Annotated in this window: 18 protein-coding genes and 1 tRNA gene; 14 read left to right on the top strand and 5 right to left on the bottom strand. The window is 34.3% G+C overall.

Annotated features, from left to right (window positions below; translation table 11 throughout):
- Window positions 1–35 precede the first annotated feature (35 nt).
- Window positions 36–515, top strand: coding sequence for a DUF29 domain-containing protein (locus tag ACYQZV_RS03030; protein WP_459893057.1), 480 nt, complete (start codon window positions 36–38; stop codon window positions 513–515).
- A 29-nt stretch (window positions 516–544) separates the two neighbouring features.
- The gene (gene cutA, locus ACYQZV_RS03025) at window positions 545–862 is read left to right on the top strand and encodes a divalent-cation tolerance protein CutA (protein ID WP_459893055.1); all 318 of its coding nucleotides are present in this window, start codon (window positions 545–547) and stop codon (window positions 860–862) included.
- Here the strand turns inward: cutA and asnB are convergent.
- From asnB to purF, 4 genes are read right to left on the bottom strand one after another with little or no spacing between them, the layout of a single operon-like run.
- Entirely contained in the window at window positions 851–2,698 is a 1,848-nt protein-coding gene (gene asnB / locus ACYQZV_RS03020) for an asparagine synthase (glutamine-hydrolyzing) (protein WP_459893053.1), read from the bottom strand. The two genes, cutA and asnB, sit on opposite strands and share 12 nt — an antisense overlap.
- 1 nt (window position 2,699) lies before the next feature.
- A complete protein-coding gene (locus ACYQZV_RS03015) occupies window positions 2,700–3,776 on the bottom strand; it encodes a DUF354 domain-containing protein (RefSeq protein ID WP_459893051.1) in 1,077 nt (358 codons plus the stop codon).
- Between the two features lie 20 nt (window positions 3,777–3,796).
- On the bottom strand, window positions 3,797–4,015 hold the full coding sequence (locus ACYQZV_RS03010) for a DUF2905 domain-containing protein (RefSeq protein WP_459893049.1): 219 nt from the start codon (window positions 4,013–4,015) through the stop codon (window positions 3,797–3,799).
- Window positions 4,012–5,406, bottom strand: a complete 1,395-nt coding sequence (gene purF, locus ACYQZV_RS03005) for an amidophosphoribosyltransferase (protein ID WP_459893047.1) — start codon at window positions 5,404–5,406, stop codon at window positions 4,012–4,014. Before purF ends, ACYQZV_RS03010 begins: the two co-directional genes overlap by 4 nt.
- Window positions 5,407–5,440: 34 nt before the next feature.
- Here purF and ACYQZV_RS03000 point away from each other — a divergent pair, with 34 nt between their 5' ends.
- From ACYQZV_RS03000 to ACYQZV_RS02990, 3 genes are read left to right on the top strand one after another with little or no spacing between them, the layout of a single operon-like run.
- A complete protein-coding gene (locus ACYQZV_RS03000) occupies window positions 5,441–5,926 on the top strand; it encodes a CDP-alcohol phosphatidyltransferase family protein (RefSeq protein ID WP_459893046.1) in 486 nt (161 codons plus the stop codon).
- Window positions 5,919–7,508 (top strand): tRNA nucleotidyltransferase/poly(A) polymerase-related protein, encoded by a 1,590-nt coding sequence (locus ACYQZV_RS02995; protein WP_459893044.1) that lies wholly within the window; start codon window positions 5,919–5,921, stop codon window positions 7,506–7,508. The genes ACYQZV_RS03000 and ACYQZV_RS02995 overlap by 8 nt, the downstream gene beginning before the upstream one ends.
- Window positions 7,505–8,740, top strand: a complete 1,236-nt coding sequence (locus ACYQZV_RS02990) for a bifunctional folylpolyglutamate synthase/dihydrofolate synthase (RefSeq protein ID WP_459893042.1) — start codon at window positions 7,505–7,507, stop codon at window positions 8,738–8,740. The genes ACYQZV_RS02995 and ACYQZV_RS02990 overlap by 4 nt, the downstream gene beginning before the upstream one ends.
- A 434-nt stretch (window positions 8,741–9,174) precedes the next feature.
- On the opposite strand, the gene ACYQZV_RS02985 is transcribed toward ACYQZV_RS02990, so the two are convergent.
- Window positions 9,175–9,465, bottom strand: a complete 291-nt coding sequence (locus ACYQZV_RS02985) for a nucleotidyltransferase domain-containing protein (protein ID WP_459893040.1) — start codon at window positions 9,463–9,465, stop codon at window positions 9,175–9,177.
- Between the two features lie 59 nt (window positions 9,466–9,524).
- Between ACYQZV_RS02985 and ACYQZV_RS02980 the strand changes: the two genes are divergently transcribed.
- From ACYQZV_RS02980 to ACYQZV_RS02940, 9 genes are all read left to right on the top strand, one after another.
- Window positions 9,525–10,121, top strand: coding sequence for a TIGR00296 family protein (locus ACYQZV_RS02980; protein ID WP_459893038.1), 597 nt, complete (start codon window positions 9,525–9,527; stop codon window positions 10,119–10,121).
- Entirely contained in the window at window positions 10,109–10,741 is a 633-nt protein-coding gene (locus ACYQZV_RS02975; RefSeq protein ID WP_459893036.1) for an endonuclease V, read from the top strand. The genes ACYQZV_RS02980 and ACYQZV_RS02975 overlap by 13 nt, the downstream gene beginning before the upstream one ends.
- Window positions 10,738–12,231, top strand: coding sequence for a murein biosynthesis integral membrane protein MurJ (gene murJ / locus ACYQZV_RS02970; RefSeq protein ID WP_459893034.1), 1,494 nt, complete (start codon window positions 10,738–10,740; stop codon window positions 12,229–12,231). Before ACYQZV_RS02975 ends, murJ begins: the two co-directional genes overlap by 4 nt.
- 12 nt (window positions 12,232–12,243) lie before the next feature.
- Entirely contained in the window at window positions 12,244–13,095 is an 852-nt protein-coding gene (locus tag ACYQZV_RS02965) for a cytochrome c biogenesis CcdA family protein (protein ID WP_459893032.1), read from the top strand.
- 52 nt (window positions 13,096–13,147) lie between these two features.
- Window positions 13,148–13,663 (top strand): peptide deformylase, encoded by a 516-nt coding sequence (gene def, locus ACYQZV_RS02960; RefSeq protein WP_459893030.1) that lies wholly within the window; start codon window positions 13,148–13,150, stop codon window positions 13,661–13,663.
- On the top strand, window positions 13,660–13,917 hold the full coding sequence (locus ACYQZV_RS02955; protein WP_459893028.1) for a hypothetical protein: 258 nt from the start codon (window positions 13,660–13,662) through the stop codon (window positions 13,915–13,917). The genes def and ACYQZV_RS02955 overlap by 4 nt, the downstream gene beginning before the upstream one ends.
- Window positions 13,914–15,521: a cytochrome c biogenesis protein ResB gene (gene resB, locus ACYQZV_RS02950; RefSeq protein ID WP_459893026.1), complete on the top strand. Its 1,608-nt coding sequence runs from the start codon at window positions 13,914–13,916 to the stop codon at window positions 15,519–15,521. Before ACYQZV_RS02955 ends, resB begins: the two co-directional genes overlap by 4 nt.
- 11 nt (window positions 15,522–15,532) lie before the next feature.
- A tRNA-Phe gene (locus ACYQZV_RS02945) sits at window positions 15,533–15,605 on the top strand.
- Between the two features lie 10 nt (window positions 15,606–15,615).
- The gene (locus ACYQZV_RS02940) at window positions 15,616–17,520 is read left to right on the top strand and encodes a transglutaminase TgpA family protein (protein ID WP_459893024.1); all 1,905 of its coding nucleotides are present in this window, start codon (window positions 15,616–15,618) and stop codon (window positions 17,518–17,520) included.
- Window positions 17,521–17,565: the final 45 nt, after the last annotated feature.

Below are 17,565 nucleotides of genomic sequence, written 5' to 3'. Positions count from 1 at the left end.
TTGTAATTAGATATTAAGTTCATATATTTTATTGTATGGGTATAAAAATTCAAGAGAACCTAAAGGAGCTTTACGAAAAGGACTTTGTAGACTGGGTAGATAAAAATATAGAGCTTTTAAAGAACAAAGAGTACAGCTTGGTAGATTGGGAACACCTTTTAGAGGAAATACAAGATATGGGAAATAGGCATTTAGAAGCTGTAATTAGCTATCTTGCAATTATTTTGGAACACATGTATAAGCTGGACAACTTCAAAAAAGATGAAAAAGCTGGTAGAGGTTGGATAAAAAGCATACTTAATTCAAGAGATAAAATAAATCTTTTGTTTAAAAGGTACCCAAGCTTAAGATCAAAACTTCCCAATTATCTCCAAGAAGCATGGGAAGATGCAGCGTTAAATACAGTAGCGTGGTTAAGAGACAATGATTTAAATCCGGATAATTTCAACATTCCAAAAGAATGCCCTTACGCTTATGAAGAGGCAATGAATAAGCCGTTTAAGCTTTTTGATTAATTTTATTCAAATAAGTTATAATATTAACTATGGAATCAATCTATGCAATAGTTTTAATCACAACGCCAAAAGATAGAGCTAAGGATATCGCAAAGTTTATAGTAGAAGAAAAGCTTGGGGCTTGTGTTAACATTGTAAGCGGGGTGGAATCTATATACTGGTGGCAAGGCAATGTTGAGACTTCTGAAGAAGCCCTTCTTATAGTGAAAACTTTAAAAGAAAAGATTGTGCTTTTAATAGAAAAGGTAAAGGCAATACACCCTTACACAGTACCAGAGATTATATCTTTAAACATAGAATCAGGCATCGAATCTTATCTAAAATGGATAGAAGAATCAATTGGATAAGTAATTTTGCTTAAACCATCTGTTAAATATTTCTACAGCCCAGATGTGATGTTTGTAGGCTTTTGAGTTGCCGTTTTCATATAAAAACCTTAAAAAATCCTCTTCAAAAAACCCATGCTCTTTGTTTATCAAAAGCCAATCTTTTAAAAAATCCTTTTTTTCTTTGTAAAACCATTCTATAAATGGGTATGAAAATCCTTTTTTCCTTCTATAGACAATCTCTTCAGGAAGGTATTTTGTAGCTATCTTCTTAAGAAGGTGCTTGTTCTGATTTGATATCCTAAGATTAGGGTCTACGTTTAAAATAAGCTCGTGAAGCTTATGGTCAAGCATAGGCGCTCTTAACTCCACCGAATGAGCCATCGCCATCTTGTCTACTTTCATCATTAAAACTTCCCCTATCCACATATACATATCCACAAAGTAATACCAAAGAGATATATGATGATGCTTAAAGGGTTCAAACTTTTTTGAGAATAGTTCAATTTGGCTGTTTTCATAAGAAAATCTTAAAAACCTTTGAAGCTCAGGGTCTGTGAAACATTCTCCTATTGTCCTAAAAACAATCTCATCTTTTAACGCTCTTCTTAAAAGCTCCGTTGGTTTTGAAGGGTTTTTATCCAAAGATTCCAGTATAAGCTCCTTAGACTCTTTTTTTAGGCTTTTAATATTTTCGTAGGTTAAATATTTATAATATAAATCATAACCAAAGAAAAGCTCATCGGAACCCTCACCAGAAAGCGCTACTTTTATACCGTTTTCTTTTACAAAAGAAGATATGATATAAGTGGGTACTGTGGCTGGGTCGTTTATAGGCTCATCTAAAAAGTAAACCACCTCGTCAATTTTTTCTATGAAGGTTTTTGAGCTTATGGTGATAGGATGATGGTTTGAGCCTATTGCTTGAGATGCCTTTAAAGCCCAAGAAAGCTCGCTGTAATGCTCGTGCTCGTCGTATCCTATAGAAAACGTGTTTATGTGTCTACCAAAGTTTTCTTTGGCTATTTTTGAATACAAAGCGCTTACAAAAGAAGAATCTAAACCCCCAGATAGCAAAGAAGCCACCTCCACATCTCCTACAAGTCTAAGCTCCACCGATTCTATAAGTTTTTCTTCTATATCTTTTAACAGTTGGTCCTCGTTTTGATAGCTTTTAGAAGCATATTCAAGCGGATTGTAGTACTCTTTTATAAGAAGTCCGTTTTTATCTAAAATCCCAAAACAAGAAGGTGGAAGCTTGTATATACCCTCATACATCGTTTTACCGTGAGAAGGTGCCAAATATCTTAAGTAATCTGCCACTGCATTTTTATCAGGAAAGGGTTTTTTATCAAAAAACGGTAAAAGGGCTTTTATCTCAGAAGAAAACAAAAAATTTCCTTTTACAAAAGTGTAGTAAAAAGGTTTTTTGCCAAATCTATCCCTTGCAAAGAAAAGCCTTTTTTTGTTAAAATCGTATATACAAAAAGAAAACATCCCTCTAAGTTTATCAAGAACCTCTATATCAAAATATCTATAGGCTTTTAAAAGGACTTCTGTATCGGAGTTAGAGTTAAAATGTATTTCTTTTGAGGCAAGAAAATCCCTTATATCTTTAAAATTGTAAATTTCTCCGTTGAAGATTATGACGTTGTTGGTCTCTTCATCTACCATGGGTTGATTTCCCAAAGGCGATAAGTCTATGATAGATAGTCTTCTATGTCCAAATATGATATCTTCATTTTCATAAATACCGTGAGCATCTGGTCCTCTGTGGGCTATTTTGTCTAAAGCCTTTTTAAAAAGGTTTATATCTATAGATTTTGGATTTCCAAAAAGCCCCAATATACCACACATGTTAGTACCTTTTAAGGTCTTTGGCTTTTAAAATAGTGTCTGTAAGAAAATTTATATCCACCTTCATAGAACCCCATACGTTTTTGGCTAACTCGTCAAAGCGTTTTCCTATAAGTTTTAAAGCTGTATTTACAAGAGTATCCTTGTCGCTTACCCATTTCATAAGTCCCACATCCACCACATACTTATCGTAATGGCTTATAAAGCTTCTGGTAGATATAACAGGTGTACCAAAGTAAGTAGCTTCTAAGTTTATGGTACCACCTCCTCCTATAAACAAAGATGCAAAAGCCAAAAGGTGCTGAATTTTGTATTTTTTTTCTAAGATGATGGCAAAATCAAAAAGTTCTTTCAAGGGTTTGGCTTCGTATCTTGGTATTATTACAAAAGTGGCATCTACCTTGTCTTTTAGCTCTAAAAGACCATCGTACAATAGGCTATATTTTTTCATAACGTAAGAGGCTTTAAACTCTTCTTCTCTTACTACCACTATAGGTTTATCGATGGGTATCTTCATCGTATCCTTTACGTAGTTTATATCTGGTTCAAAATCGTAAAGCCATATCAAAGGGTCTATAAAATCGTAAGTATAAACTTGGTCTTTTTCCAAGGCAAATCTATAAAATATTTCATCTGGTACTACAAAGGGTTTTAAAGCAATAGTAGAAAGAGGAAGCGTAAGCCTTGCCTGAGGAAGCGCTTTCTTAAAATCGTGCTTGTAATCAGAAAGAGGTATATCATAAAAATTCACTATCGGTATTCCAAGACCATAGGCCACTCTATTGGCATCTACAGAAGATACGCTTACCATAACATCCGGGTTATATTCGTCTAAAAGCTTTGTCATTTGATACATTCTTTCTATGCTAGCGTGAAGTTTACCGTTTAAAGTCCCACCTCCAAAGCCACCTATTACGTGGTACGGTATGTTTAACATACTAAGGAGCTCTACTATCTCTTCATAACCCTCTGATTTTCTAGTGGTTATTAGGACATCTTCCTTTTTGTCTTGAAAACGTTTTATTATAGGATTAAAAAACAACGCAGCTTTTGGAGTTACTATATCAAACCATATCATTTAACATATTATAACAGAGTCTATCTTCTAAAAATTATATTTAGTAAAATAGTAAGCAAAATACTAAGTATTATAGAGCTAACTATAGGAAAGTAAAATACAAAGTTGCCGTTTTTATACACTATATCTCCGGGTAATCTTCCTATTGGTATGTTTAATTTTCCAAAAAGCATTATCAAAAGCCCAATACCAGCAAGCACAAGACCAAATATTATAAGAAGTTTCGCAAACTCGTTCATAGCTTTATCTCTACCGGATAGTTGTCGGTAAAACAAGCATCGCAAAAAGAATCCGGGTCTTGAACAGACCTCATTAGCCCTTCTAGTGAAAGATATCTCAAAGAATGAGCACCTATAAACTTTCTTATATCCTCTACAGACATGTGACTTGCCATAAGCTCTTCTTTTGTAGGAGTGTCTATACCATAATAGCATGGTCCTATCACAGGAGGAGAAGCGATTCTCATATGTACCTCTTTTGCTCCAGCTTCTTTTAATAGATTTACAATACGCTTTGAAGTGGTGCCTCTTACTATAGAATCATCTATTACCACTACGCTCTTGTCTTTTATAATACCTTTGTTTGGATTTAACTTCATTAAAACGCTTAAATTTCTAATATCCTGAGAAGGTGCTATAAAAGTCCTTCCTATATAGTGGTTTCTTATAAGCCCCATCTCGTAGGGTATATTTTTGTACTGACTATAGCCTATAGCCGCCGGCATACCAGAGTCAGGTACAGGTATTACTATATCCGCTTCTACATCATCTTCTTTGGCAAGTTCCATGCCCATTTTTTTTCTTACGTTGTATGGGTATTCGGAAAAGATAAAACTATCAGGCCTTGCAAAATACACATGCTCAAAGATACATTTTTTTGTATTTTGGCTTTTAGAAAAAAAGTAAGTCCTTATGCCGTTTTCATCTACTATTGTAACCTCACCTGGCTTTACCTCACGCCAGTAATCAGCTTCTATGATATCAAAAGCGCAAGTCTCAGAAGCAAACGCTATGGCATCTTTTCGTCTTCCCATGAGAAGTGGTCTAAAGCCAAGAGGGTCTCTGGCGGCTATCAGTTTTCCATTTATTATCATAATAATGCTGTAAGCTCCTTCCACAAGCTTTAAAACACTTACTAGATAAGGTATAAGCTCTTCGTCAAATATATGAGATTCTATAGATTTATCTTTGTCTACTACGTCTAAAAGCCCTAAAAATACTTCTGTATCAGATGTACATTTTAAACTTACGCCTTTCTTTTCCAACATTCTCCTTATAAGATGATAGTTTGTGAGATTGCCGTTGTGAACTACCGCCACTTCTCCAAACCTAGAAGAATGTCTTACTATAGGTTGGATATTTTCGAAAGAGTCATCTCCAGCCGTTGAGTATCTGACATGGGATATAGCCACTTTTCCTTTTAAATTTTTTATATCCTCTTTTGAAATAGCATCTAGCACAAGGCCTTTGTTTGCTATTCTTACAATTTTACCATCGTCGTAAGAACATATACCAGCGCTCTCTTGCCCTCTATGTTGTAAAGAGTATATGCCAAAGTAAGCAAACGTAGCTAGCTTTGAAAAACCTACATCTTCTTCTTCAGTCAAATAAACGCCAAAAACACCGCACATCAATTATAATATAAATGATTTTCAGGAAAAAGTTATGGCAAACTTTATAACAACCATTAGAATCCTTTGTGGAATCGTGGCCTTTTATTTTATAGTATCTTCTCACTATTTTATGGCTTTTATAATATTTAGCATAGGGGCTATATCAGATTGGTTTGATGGGTCTATAGCGCGTAGCAGCAAGTCCTTTACAGAATTTGGAAAAGTATACGACCCTTTTGCAGATAAAATACTTGTTTTAACAGCTGTTATGGGGCTTTTATACAAACATATGTTAAACCCTTACGCAGCTACATTTTTGATGATAAGAGAACTCACCGTCTCTTTTTTAAGAAGTATAGCAAAAAACAAGGATAGGGGGGCTATCTTAAGCGGTAAAATAAAAGCTTTTTTTGAGATGCTTAGCATCATTGTAATACTGCTTGGCTTTGTTAAGATTGGTAATATGCTTTTTGATATAAGTCTTTTCTTTGCTTACGTATCGCTTTATGGTTATGTAAAAAGGTGGTTTTATGAGTGATATTATAGAGGTATTTGGCAAGAAGCACACTGCCCACGGTCTAAATTTTTATCTTACACACTTTGATTTGCTGGCAAAATGCCTTGATAGAGAACATTACGCTTTTTTGGTAGGAGGGTACGTAAGAGATAGGATAATAGGAAAACCTATAGGTAAAAGCGTAGACGTGGATATCATTACCACCCAAGAGCCTATAGAGGTGGCAAAAAGATTTAAGGATATTCTTTTTAAAACATATCAAATAGAAGCCGATGTATTTGAGTTTGAAAAAAAAGAGTCTTGGATAAAAAGAAACAAAATAGCTACTATTATTTTTAAAGAGGGGGATTTTAGATACAGGTTTGATATAGCTATATTAGATGCTGGATTTAAAAGTTTTTTTGGTATAAGACCAACCGCCGAAGAATGGGAGAAGATACTAGAAAAAGATTTAAAAGATAGGGATTTTACTTGTAACGCTATAGCGGTAAACTTAGACGATGTGCTGTCGGTGGGAGCTCAACAAACGATACTTTTTGACCCAACAGGTGGTATAAAAGACTTAGAAAACGGCATCATAAGGCCTATATCTTATGAAAATCTCAAGAAAGACCCGATAAGGCTTTTAAGAGGAGTTAGGATAGCAAACGAACTGGATTTTGACTTAGAAGAGGGTTTTATAGATTTTTTAAAAGAAAACAACCATCTTATAAAAAGCAGTGCAAAAGAAAGAGTAAGCGTAGAATTTTTTAAGCTTTTAAGATTAAAAAACTCTTACAAAGGTATGGAAATACTCTTTGAAACAAACGCCATATACAGCATCATACCTTATTTAGAGGACATAAAAAAAGTATCAAATCAAGGCCGTCATCACATATACCCTCTTGATAAGCACACGTTGAAAGTTTATGAATATGCAGATAAAATTTTAGAAAACGATATAGACATACCCTTTGATAAAGAGCTTTTAGCTTTTATTAAAAGCCAAATACCAGAGTACAGCTTTTTAGGAGAGTTTGGCACAAAAGAAGCCATCAAGCTAAGCGCTTTGCTTCACGACATAGGAAAACCCCATACTATGAAGATAGACGAAAAGGGTAATATCACATTTTATGAACACGACAAAGTAGGGGAAGAGCTAGTATCAAAGATATCTCATGAACTTTCATTCGGAGAGGAACTCTCAAAGTTTTTACAAAAAATGGTAAGAATGCACCTAAGGATATTTTATCTAAGAGAATCTTTAGACTCTCTAACACCAAGGGCTTACGGTAAGATTTTAAGAGAGGCCCAAGAGGATATATATCCTCTTATAATACTTACAATAGCAGATGCTATGGGTTCTAACGACGATGAAAAGACTATGATAGCTTTAGAAAAAACTATTAGAAATATAATAGATTTTAAGATAAAAAACGTTCCCAAAAATATAGAGCCTCTTCTTAGCGGTAAAGAGATAATGAATATATTAAACATTCCAGAGGGTAAAACCGTTGGGCTTTTGAAAAACAAGCTTTTAGACCTTCAATACGAAGGGCTTATAAAAACAAAAGAAGAGGCTATGGCATGGCTTAAAGAGGAGGCTAAAAATATAATCCTATGAAGCTTTGGGATTTGTACGAGGGCAAAGATTACAAAATAAATCCTACGCTAGATAGAATATTAAAAGCAAGAGACTATGTAGGAAACCCAGAAAAGCAATACAAATCTATAATAGTGGGTGGAACAAACGGCAAAGGCTCTACCTGCGCTTTTTTAAACTATCTTTTGGTAGAGCATGGTATTAAAACTGGTTGGTTTGTATCTCCTCATCTTGTAAGAGAAAACGAAAGACTAAGGGTAAACAACGTTCTTATAAGCGATGATGAGTTAGAATACTATGTTAAAGATTTAAAGGCTGTTTTTGAGAGGTTTGAGCTAACGTACTTTGAAGCTATTACCCTTATAGGACTTTTGTATTTTAAAGATAAAAATGTGGATATAGTAGTATGGGAAGTGGGCATGGGTGGAAGATGGGACGGGACTAGAGCGTCAAAGCCTTTTCTCGGAGTTTTAACAAACATAGGAAAAGACCATATGAAATGGCTTGGAAACACGGTGGATAAAATTGCCGCTGAAAAACTTGAAATAGCAAACGGCACAAAAGTTTTTTTGATAGGAAACAACAGATATCCTCTTTATCCTATGGCAATAGAAAAAGCAAAAGAGCAAAACACGAAGCTTTTTGTTGCCGGTGAAGATTTTGAGTATAAAGGTTATATAGACAAGCATAGCACTTATATAGAAGAGTTTAGTTTTTTGGATTTTCATATGAAAAACCTAAAACTAGGGCTTTGGGGAAAACATCAAATAGACAACGGTGCTTTAGCGTTGGCGGCTTTTCTTTCTATACCAAGCATAGAACCTATTTTAAAACCAAAAGAGGAGCTTATAAGAAAAGCTTTAGAAAAAACTTACTGGGAAGGACGTATGGAGATTTTAAGAGAAAACCCCCTTATTATGGTAGATGGGGCCCACAACGTAAGTGCTTTGGTAAAGATAATAAAAGATGTAAAGGAGCATTTTAATATAAGGCTTGTGATGGGAAGCCTAAAAGACAAAGAATGGCAGAAAGAACTAGATATACTAAAAGAATATTTTGACGAGATAACTCTTGTCCCAATCCATTACAAAAGAGCTGAAGATTTAAACACTATGGCAAATTATGCTAAAAGCATAGGTTTTAAAACATACACTTTGGAGAATGCAAAAGATATACTATCTTTAAAAGAAGATGTGTTTGTATTTGGCTCTTTATATCTTTTGGGTGAGCTAAAAAGAGCTTTATCGAGTTAGCGCGTCAGACAAGTATGCCACGGCTTACAAGTACATATAGTGTAATATTGTAAAGTTATAGATAAACAAAATTTTTATCTTTCTAAGTCAATGTTAACGTTTCTGTAAACTTCTAACAAGAAATATCTCAAATAGGTTGTGTCCTTAAACACATAAAAAATCTTTTCTAAACCAAGTTCAATTGGAAGCTCTCCTGATGCAATTTTCATAAGAAGTGCATATCCGTAAAGTTCTATGTCTTTTCTTAGATGAGCTTAAAAAGAACATCTGAGGATTGGATGTTTCTTAACTCTTCAATCTCTTTCCAACGCTCTGGCGACTTTTCTTTTTTGTTCATAGGAAGATTAAATCTTTTGACTCTTTTGTTTCAAAAGCTCTATAGTAAGATTCTTTTAGCCTTGAAAAAGCGTTCTCTAAATCTATTAGTTTGTTTTCTAAACCCACTGCTTAGCAACACTCTTTATAGTTTTTGCAAGATAAGGGGCGTCTTTTAAGTCTACCAAGTCCACTTTGTAAGGGAGAAGACTCTCTTCTAGAATATCTCTTATAATAGCTAAATCTTTATCAATATCCTCTTCTGTCTCAAAAGCCAAATCTATATCAGAATAAATGCTTTCTTTGCCAACAGCCCTTGAACCGAAAAGATATATAGTCACATTTCTATTTTTAAAATAATCTTTTAAAAATTTCCTTAAATCCTCTATAGTTTCTATCTGGTTCTTCATAATTTTATTTTATATCAAAAACCTTGAAACAAACATTTTAAAGGTTGTATAATAAATTTATGGATACAAAAGATGCGAAAAAGCTTATAAACTTAGCAAGAGAAAGCATAAAAACGCAGTTTGAAAATAAAGAACCCGTTGTGGATGAAGATATAAAAACAAAATTTGCAAAGCCCCAAGGAATATTTACTACGTTAAACACTTACAAAGACCATCAATTAAGAGGATGCATAGGGTTTGTGGAGGCAAGATATCCTCTTTGGTTGGGAGTTGTTTACACCGCAAGACTTGCAGCTTTTAAAGACCCAAGGTTCGAACCACTTAGAAAGGAAGAGCTTGACAACATAGTTATAGAGTTAAGCATTTTAAGTACACCAAAACGCATAATACCAGACCAAAAACACATATGCATTGGAAAAGATGGGCTTATAGTAAAATACGGCAATATAACAGGGCTTTTGCTTCCTCAAGTAGCCACAGAGTACAATATGGATTGGGAAACATTTTTACAACACACGTGCCTAAAAGCTGGACTTCCAAGAGATTGCTACAAAAATCCACATGTAGAAGTCTATTCTTTTTCAGCGGAGGTTTACAAAGAGTTAAGCCCAGAGGGTGAAGTGATAAAAGAAGAATCTTTTTCATGCGGGACATAGAAACATTAAAAAAGGAGCAGATTGAATGCTCTAAGAAAATAATTCAAAAAGATTGTTTTGATGATTTTAATACAATAGGCGGTGTAGACTTAACATTTTTAAGAAAGAATAGTAAAACCCTAGGAATAGGGGCACTGGTTATACTTAATAAAGAAAATCATGTATTACACGAGCACACTTACGAAGACTATGTAGATTTTCCTTATATACCTGGGTTTTTAAGTTATAGAGAGTTTCCTATCATGGAAAAGCTTATAAAAACGTCAAAAGTAGAACCAGATATTTATATGATAGATGGGAATGGTATGCTTCATCCAAGACTTTGCGGGCTTGCCTCTTATGTTGGTGTAAGACTTGATAAAATCTCTTTTGGAGTAGCTAAAAAGCTTCTTGTAGGGGATATAAACGAAAATGGCTATATAACACTGGATGATAAAATCATAGGAAAAGCCGTTAAAACCAAAAAAAATGTAAAACCTGTTTTTGTATCAATAGGTCATAAGATATCCCTTGAAAGTGCAGTAAATATAGCTTTAAGATTTTCAAAGTACAGGATACCAGAACCCACAAGGCTTGCTCACAACCTCTTAAAAAATCTAAGAAAAGAGGAAGAACTTTGATTTTTAAAAACGCACTGTCTTTTTCCGTAGCTGTTTTTATAAGTAGAATCCTTGGTTATATAAGAGATGCGGTTTTTGCATACTACTTTGGAGTTTCTTATCTATCGGATGCTTTTTTCATAGCTTGGAGATTGCCAAACACCCTAAGAAGACTTTTGGGAGAAGGCGGTTTAAACGCATCTTTTGTACCCATATACGGAGAGCTTTACAAGAAAGACAAAGAGCTTTCAAACAAGTTTTTTTCAGGAGTTTTTTGGTATTTGGTTTTTATAAACATAATCATCATAATTTTTGTCATCATATTTGCTCCTTATGTAGTAAGGGTTATAGCCCCCGGCATCACAAATCCTTTGGCCATTCAAAAAGCCTCAAGCTTTATAAGATTTTTGATAGTAAATCAGATGTTTTTTAGTATAAACGCCCTTCTTATGGGTGCTTTGAACGTAAGGGGCATATTTTTTAGAAGCGCTTTTACCCAAGCTATTTTTAATATGAGTATGATTTTATTTATGCTTTTGTTTGCCATTAAAATGAGCATATACGCAGCTATCCTTGGTGCTCTTGTAGGCGGTGTTTCTCAAGTGCTTTTTTTGTTTGTAAAAGCCGTAAAACTAGATATAAAGTTTAGTTTTTTTATAAAACTTACAGATGAGATAAAACAATTTTTTAAAATGCTTTTCCCAGCTCTGATTGGATTTGGAGTAGCCCAGCTTTCTTTTTTTGTGGACACATTTTTAGCCTCTATGCTTGGAAAAGGTGTTATATCTTACATGTACTATGCCAATAGGCTCTTCCAACTTCCCATTGGCCTTATGTCTGTGGGTCTTGCCAACGCTTTGCTATCTTCTTTGAGCTTAGGAGATGACAAGACAAAAAGAACATCGGAAGCTCTAGCGGTCATCAGTCTCCTTACAATCCCAGCAAGCTTTGGGCTTTCTTGTTTATCAAAGGATATAATAAACTTGCTTTACCATCACGGGCTTTTCAACGAAAAGGATGCTATAAACACATCGCATATACTAGCCATACTCTCTATTGGTATAACGTTTTTCTCATGGCAAAAAATACTATCTAGCGCTTTTTTTGCAAATAAAGATACAAAATCCCCAAGCCTTTCTACGTTTATAGGAGTTAGCGTAGAGGGTATTTTTGGATATATATTTGCTTTTTTGATGCATCTTTCTTTTATAGGTCTTGCAATAGGTACCGTGTTATCCGGGCTTAGCTCCTTTTTGTTTTTAGTATGGCGTTCAAAAGGTGTTTTTATAGATGTGAATATGCTAATAAGCTCTTTTTTAAGAGCCCTTATAGGTGGTATTTTTATGAGTATGTTTATACTATATTTTAAAGGGTTTGTGCCTTATCCTTGGCTAAGAGTGGCTATATTTATACCTTCTGGGGCTTTGGTATATCTTCTGTTGCTTTTTCTTCTAAAAGAACCTTTTACTGTATCTATTTTTAAAAGCTTAAAAAACAAAGTCATCATGTGATAAATTATTTATATGGAAAATGTGTCTATTTTGGCGGCTTTCTTGGCAGGTGTTATAAGTTTTTTATCTCCTTGTGTGCTTCCTATAGTCCCAGCTTACCTATCATATCTATCTGGAAACGTCAGCGCAAAAACCAATAGGAACTTTGATATGGATATACTTTTAGCTTCTATATTTTTTGTGCTTGGTTTTACGGTGGTTTTTAGCATTATGGGGTTATCGGCTTCTTTTATAGGTGGGCTTTTTAGAGATTACTCTTCTTACATTAGCAAGATAGGCGGGGCTTTTGTAGTGTTTTTTGGGCTTCATTTTTCCGGTATTTTGATTAAAAGAGATTTCTTGAAGTACCTTGGGGCTTTTGAAGGGTTTTTGTTTAGTTTTTATGCTTTTAAGATGATAGATTTAAAGACTTTTGAAGAACTAAGTGCCGTAGTAAGCATAATATTTGCTTTATATATGCTAAATCTACACAACATACTCTATCAGCAATTTAAACTCACAGATGATTATAAGATGAATGTAAATGAAAAAAAAGGATTTTTAAAGTATGTGTTTGCTTTTACAGTGGGGCTTAGTTTTGCCTTCGGCTGGACTCCTTGTATAGGGCCTGTACTTGGTTCTATACTCTTTTATGCTTCTCAAGAAAGCACTCTTTACAAAGGAGCCTATCTTCTTTTCGTATACTCCATGGGGCTTGGTGTACCGTTTATAATATCTGGGGCTTTGTTTGGGGCTTTTATAGGATTTTTAAAGCGCTTTAAAAGAGCTTTTGAACTAGTAGAAGTCGCAGGTGGCATTCTCCTGATATTGATGGGTGTCTTTTTGGTGCTTGGTAAAATTACCATAATATCTTCTTTGATATGAAAATATATCCTATATCAGTTCAAAATAGGTATTAATGGTATATAATATTTAGATGCTTGAGATTGTTACATTTCCAAACGAAATCCTAAAGCGCAAAACAAACCCTGTGAAAAAAGTTGACGCTGAGATAAAAGAGATTATAAAGCAGATGAAAGAGACTATGTACAAAAACGATGGCATAGGACTCGCTGCAAACCAAGTAAATATACCTCTTAGCATAATGGTCATAGACACCGCCTCAAGAGAAGAAGAGCATGAAAAATTTCAAGGAGTACTTATAAATCCAACGTTAGTTGAGAAAGTCGGAGAAACAAAATTTAAGGAAGGCTGTCTTTCTTTTCCTGGTCTTCAGGTGGAAGTTCTAAGGGCTAAAGAGGTTACGATAAAAGCTATAAACGAATTTGAAGAGGAGGTAACGCTTCATCTTAGCGAACTCCCAGCTATAGTATTTCAACATGAGTTTGACCATCTTAACGGTATTACGTTTTTAGATAGATTGGGTGGTTTGAAAAAGCGCCTTGCTTTAGAAAAATACAACAAGAGCCTAAGAGAAAAAGTAGGTGCATGAACGTTTACATTGAGAAGTTTTATAATTTTGAAGTGGATTATAGAAATTATAAGGTTTTAGGATACGTAGATATAAATTTAGAAAATTCTGTAAGGCTAAAATACATAAAAGTTTTACAAAACAAGCTAGACAATAGCCTATTTTTTCAAATGCCCACTTGTAAAGATTCAAAAAAGCCCTTTTTTGAGCTTTTAGATTCAAAAATATTAGAACATGTAAAGCAAAATATTTTAAAGATGTTGACCGAAACATGAGAAAATACATCACCAACACGCTTCTCACTCTAACGATAAGCCTTATACTTTGGCTTATAAGCGCTATATATGGTCTTTTTTACGACCATAGCAAAGGTCCCTTATTTTACGTAACCTTTGGCATTATATCCACCGTCTTTACATTATCTATTCTTAAACTCTTTTACGATGAGATAAAAGAGATAATAAAAGAGTTAAAAGAAGGAAAGGGGTTTTTTGATGTGATGTACGACCTTTTATCTTCTTTGAAGTTGGCCTTTTTCCTCATGATTGCAATAGCGATATTTTCAATGCTTGGCTCCACATATATAGAGCAAGAACAACCCTTTAGCTTTTACGCCTCTAAATATGGGCTTAGCGAAGCTCATCTCATAATGACCCTTCATTTAAACAACGTATTTCACTCTTGGTACTATAGGATACTTTTATATCTTTTTGGCATAAACCTAATACTTTGCTCCATAAAAAGATTACCGCCAGTTTGGAGACATACTTTTGGAAGCGAACGTATATTAAAACTCGATGAAAAAGCAGAAAAACATTTAAAGCCTATAAGCGCCACATCTCAAAAAGACCCCATAGAGATAGCTAAGTTTTTAAAATCTGAAGGTTTTAAGGTTTTTTACGAGGAAGAAAAAGATAAAAAATACATATACGCCGAAAAAGGAAAATGGTCTAGGCTTGGGGTGTACATAGTCCACATAGGGCTTATAATACTTCTGGCTGGAACTCTCATAGATTCATACTTTGGAATAAGGGGTATCATGCAAGTCCCCGAGGGAGAAAAATCAAACTTGCTTATGAGTTTGGATTTGGCCTCAAACAAAGTTTATAAATTACCCTTTTACGTGTATGAAAAAAGGTTTAAGATAATAACCTACGGCAAATCATCACCAGAGTTTGCATCAGCGGTGAAGTCTTATGAAAGTTACATATATATAATAAAAGGCAATAAAATAGTAAGCCAAGGCTCTTTAGCGGTTAACAGACCGTACAACTACGATGGATACAACATATACCAAGCATCCTATGGACTAACTGGATTTCCAAAAGAAATGGAGCTTATAGCCATAGACAAGAAAAAAGCAGCTTCCGGAAACCCGCAAAAAGCGTTGGCTGGTAAAGTAATGTTTGTAAACTCAAAATTTGCCATGTTTAAAGGTATAAGTCTTGAGATTTTAAAAAGTACATTGAACATAGAAAATCCTCAAGCTGGGGCAAACGGCGATTTAAAGCCTGCTGTAATGTTAAAAGCCACATACAACGGAAAAACTTACGATGTGCCCGTGATATACAGTCCAAAACTTACACTATTGGCCTACGACGAGATGCCAAATATAAAAGATTTTCCATACGTATTTTTCATGGATAGCTTTGTACCTCAATACTTTTCTGGATTCCAAATATCTAAAAACCCAGGCACTTACATTATATGGCTTGGTTCCGTCGTTACTATACTTGGTATGATGTTAGCTTTTTACAAAGTAAATAGGAAAGTATGGGTAAAAATTCAAGGAAACGAGCTTAAAATAGCCCTTTACTCACATAAATTTAAAGAAGAGTTTCAAAAAACATTCCTACAAAAGTTAAAAACCGTGATATAATATTAGGATAAGGCCCGGTAGCTCAGTTGGTAGAGCATACGGCTGAAAACCGTAGTGTCGGCGGTTCGATTCCGCCCTGGGCCACATCTTGTATATGAATAAAACCATCAGCACATATGGGCTTCTTAAAATATTGATATACATAAGCATAGTATTTTCTATACTATCTATAAGCTTGGTAAGTTTTAGCCCTATATTTTTTATAGGTATCATACTTGTTCTCATAGGAATACTTCAAGATTTTAAGAGCATATATTTACCAAGAATAGTTATAAATACCGTTGCGGTTGTATCGGTGGTGATAGTTTTTGCAACAAGCTTCAATATAACGGCGCTATTCGATTTTGCAAAAAATATTATAGTAACCTTCTTAGGCATCAAATCTTTAGAAAAAAAGCAACCAAGAGATGTATACCAAATACTAATATTAGAAACAATGGGAATGGGAATAGTGGGAGTAGCCACAACTGATATAAAATTTTTTGCAATGGTGATCTTTTGGATACTTATAAGCATATTCATATTTTTAACTACAAATATATCCAAAAGCCTCAAAGATGAAAAGCTTAGCAAATACCACATAAAGATGATGAGTTATACGGTGGGAGCTATATCTTTTAGTACTGTCATTATAGGACTTTTCATATTTTTGATGATGCCAAGGATACAATCCCCTCTTATAAACATAGGTATAGGTGGCATCTCAAACACAGTGGGGTTTTCAAATACTTTATCCCCATCAAACGCCACAAATGTCTTAGAAAATACAGCCACAGTTTTTAGGATTTTCAACATAAAAGGTAATATAAATATGCAAGATGCTTACTTTATAGGGGATACGTTAGATTATTTTAACGGAGTTAGCTGGACTCACAAACATAGAGCAAGAGGGCCAAAGCTTTTAACAGGAAAGAAAGTATCTTACGATATTATGATAGAACCTAGCTATAACAATACGCTCTTTGGTATTTTGTTTCCCTACAACGTAAAAATATATAAAAGTAGGGTTACAGCTCATATAACAGACGATTACACCATAAGGACAGATAAACCCATTGTAAATAGAACAGTCTACAGAGTTTGGTCTTATTATTCAAAAGATTACAAGCAAAACTTGGAAAACCCTAAAGATTTTCTACAACTACCAAACAACATAGACCCATCCGTTGTAAAACTTGCAAATTTTCTAAAAGCCCAAAATCAAAACCCTATAAAAGCTGTAAAAGAATATTTCAAAAGCGAGCACTTTACATACTCTTTAAACAACAAAGCTTCAAAGAATTTCCTTTACGATTTTTTATTTAAATACAAGGTAGGTAATTGCGAAGCTTACGCATCTTCAACGGCTCTTTTGTTGAGGCTTATGGGTGTTCCTGCAAGGGTAGTGGTAGGTTTTCATGGGGCTTTTTACAACAAAGACGGCCATTACTACTTCGTTACAAACTCTTTAGCCCATTCATGGGTAGAAGCTTACTACAAAGGTATATGGCAAACGGTGGATACTACACCAGCAGGTTACACAGCAACAATACCAAAGCTCAGCAAACTAAGAATGTTTCTTGATTATATAAACTATCTATGGGATATAAACGTAGTATATTACTCTAGCACAAGACAAAAATATCTATTAGAAAGCGCTTTTAACAATATTAAACACATTACCGAAAAAGACACAACATATCTTTTCTACATAGGTATTTTAACGATTGTTTTATATTTTGCTTTTAAGAAGACAAGATTAATGTTTAGTGTAAATGCCATGTATAAGGACATATGCGAAAAACTAAAGATGGATTGTATACAATGCGCGCCAGAAAACGTACCTAAGTTTATAGCTGAAAATGGTTTTAAGGATTTTTTCAACATATATATAAAAGCCAAATACTCAAAATACGGCATAGATAAAAAAGAGAAAACTCTGGCAAAGGCATATTACAAAGATACTCTAAGAGCTATAAGAAAGTTTAAAAATGGCTTTTATCAACATTTGAATCAATAAATATAAGACAAGAGTCATAAAAAATAACAAGCAATTTGATATTTT

The sequence above is a fragment of the Hydrogenobaculum acidophilum genome, from assembly GCF_054656715.1.
This window is presented reverse-complemented; position numbering and strand designations above follow the sequence as displayed.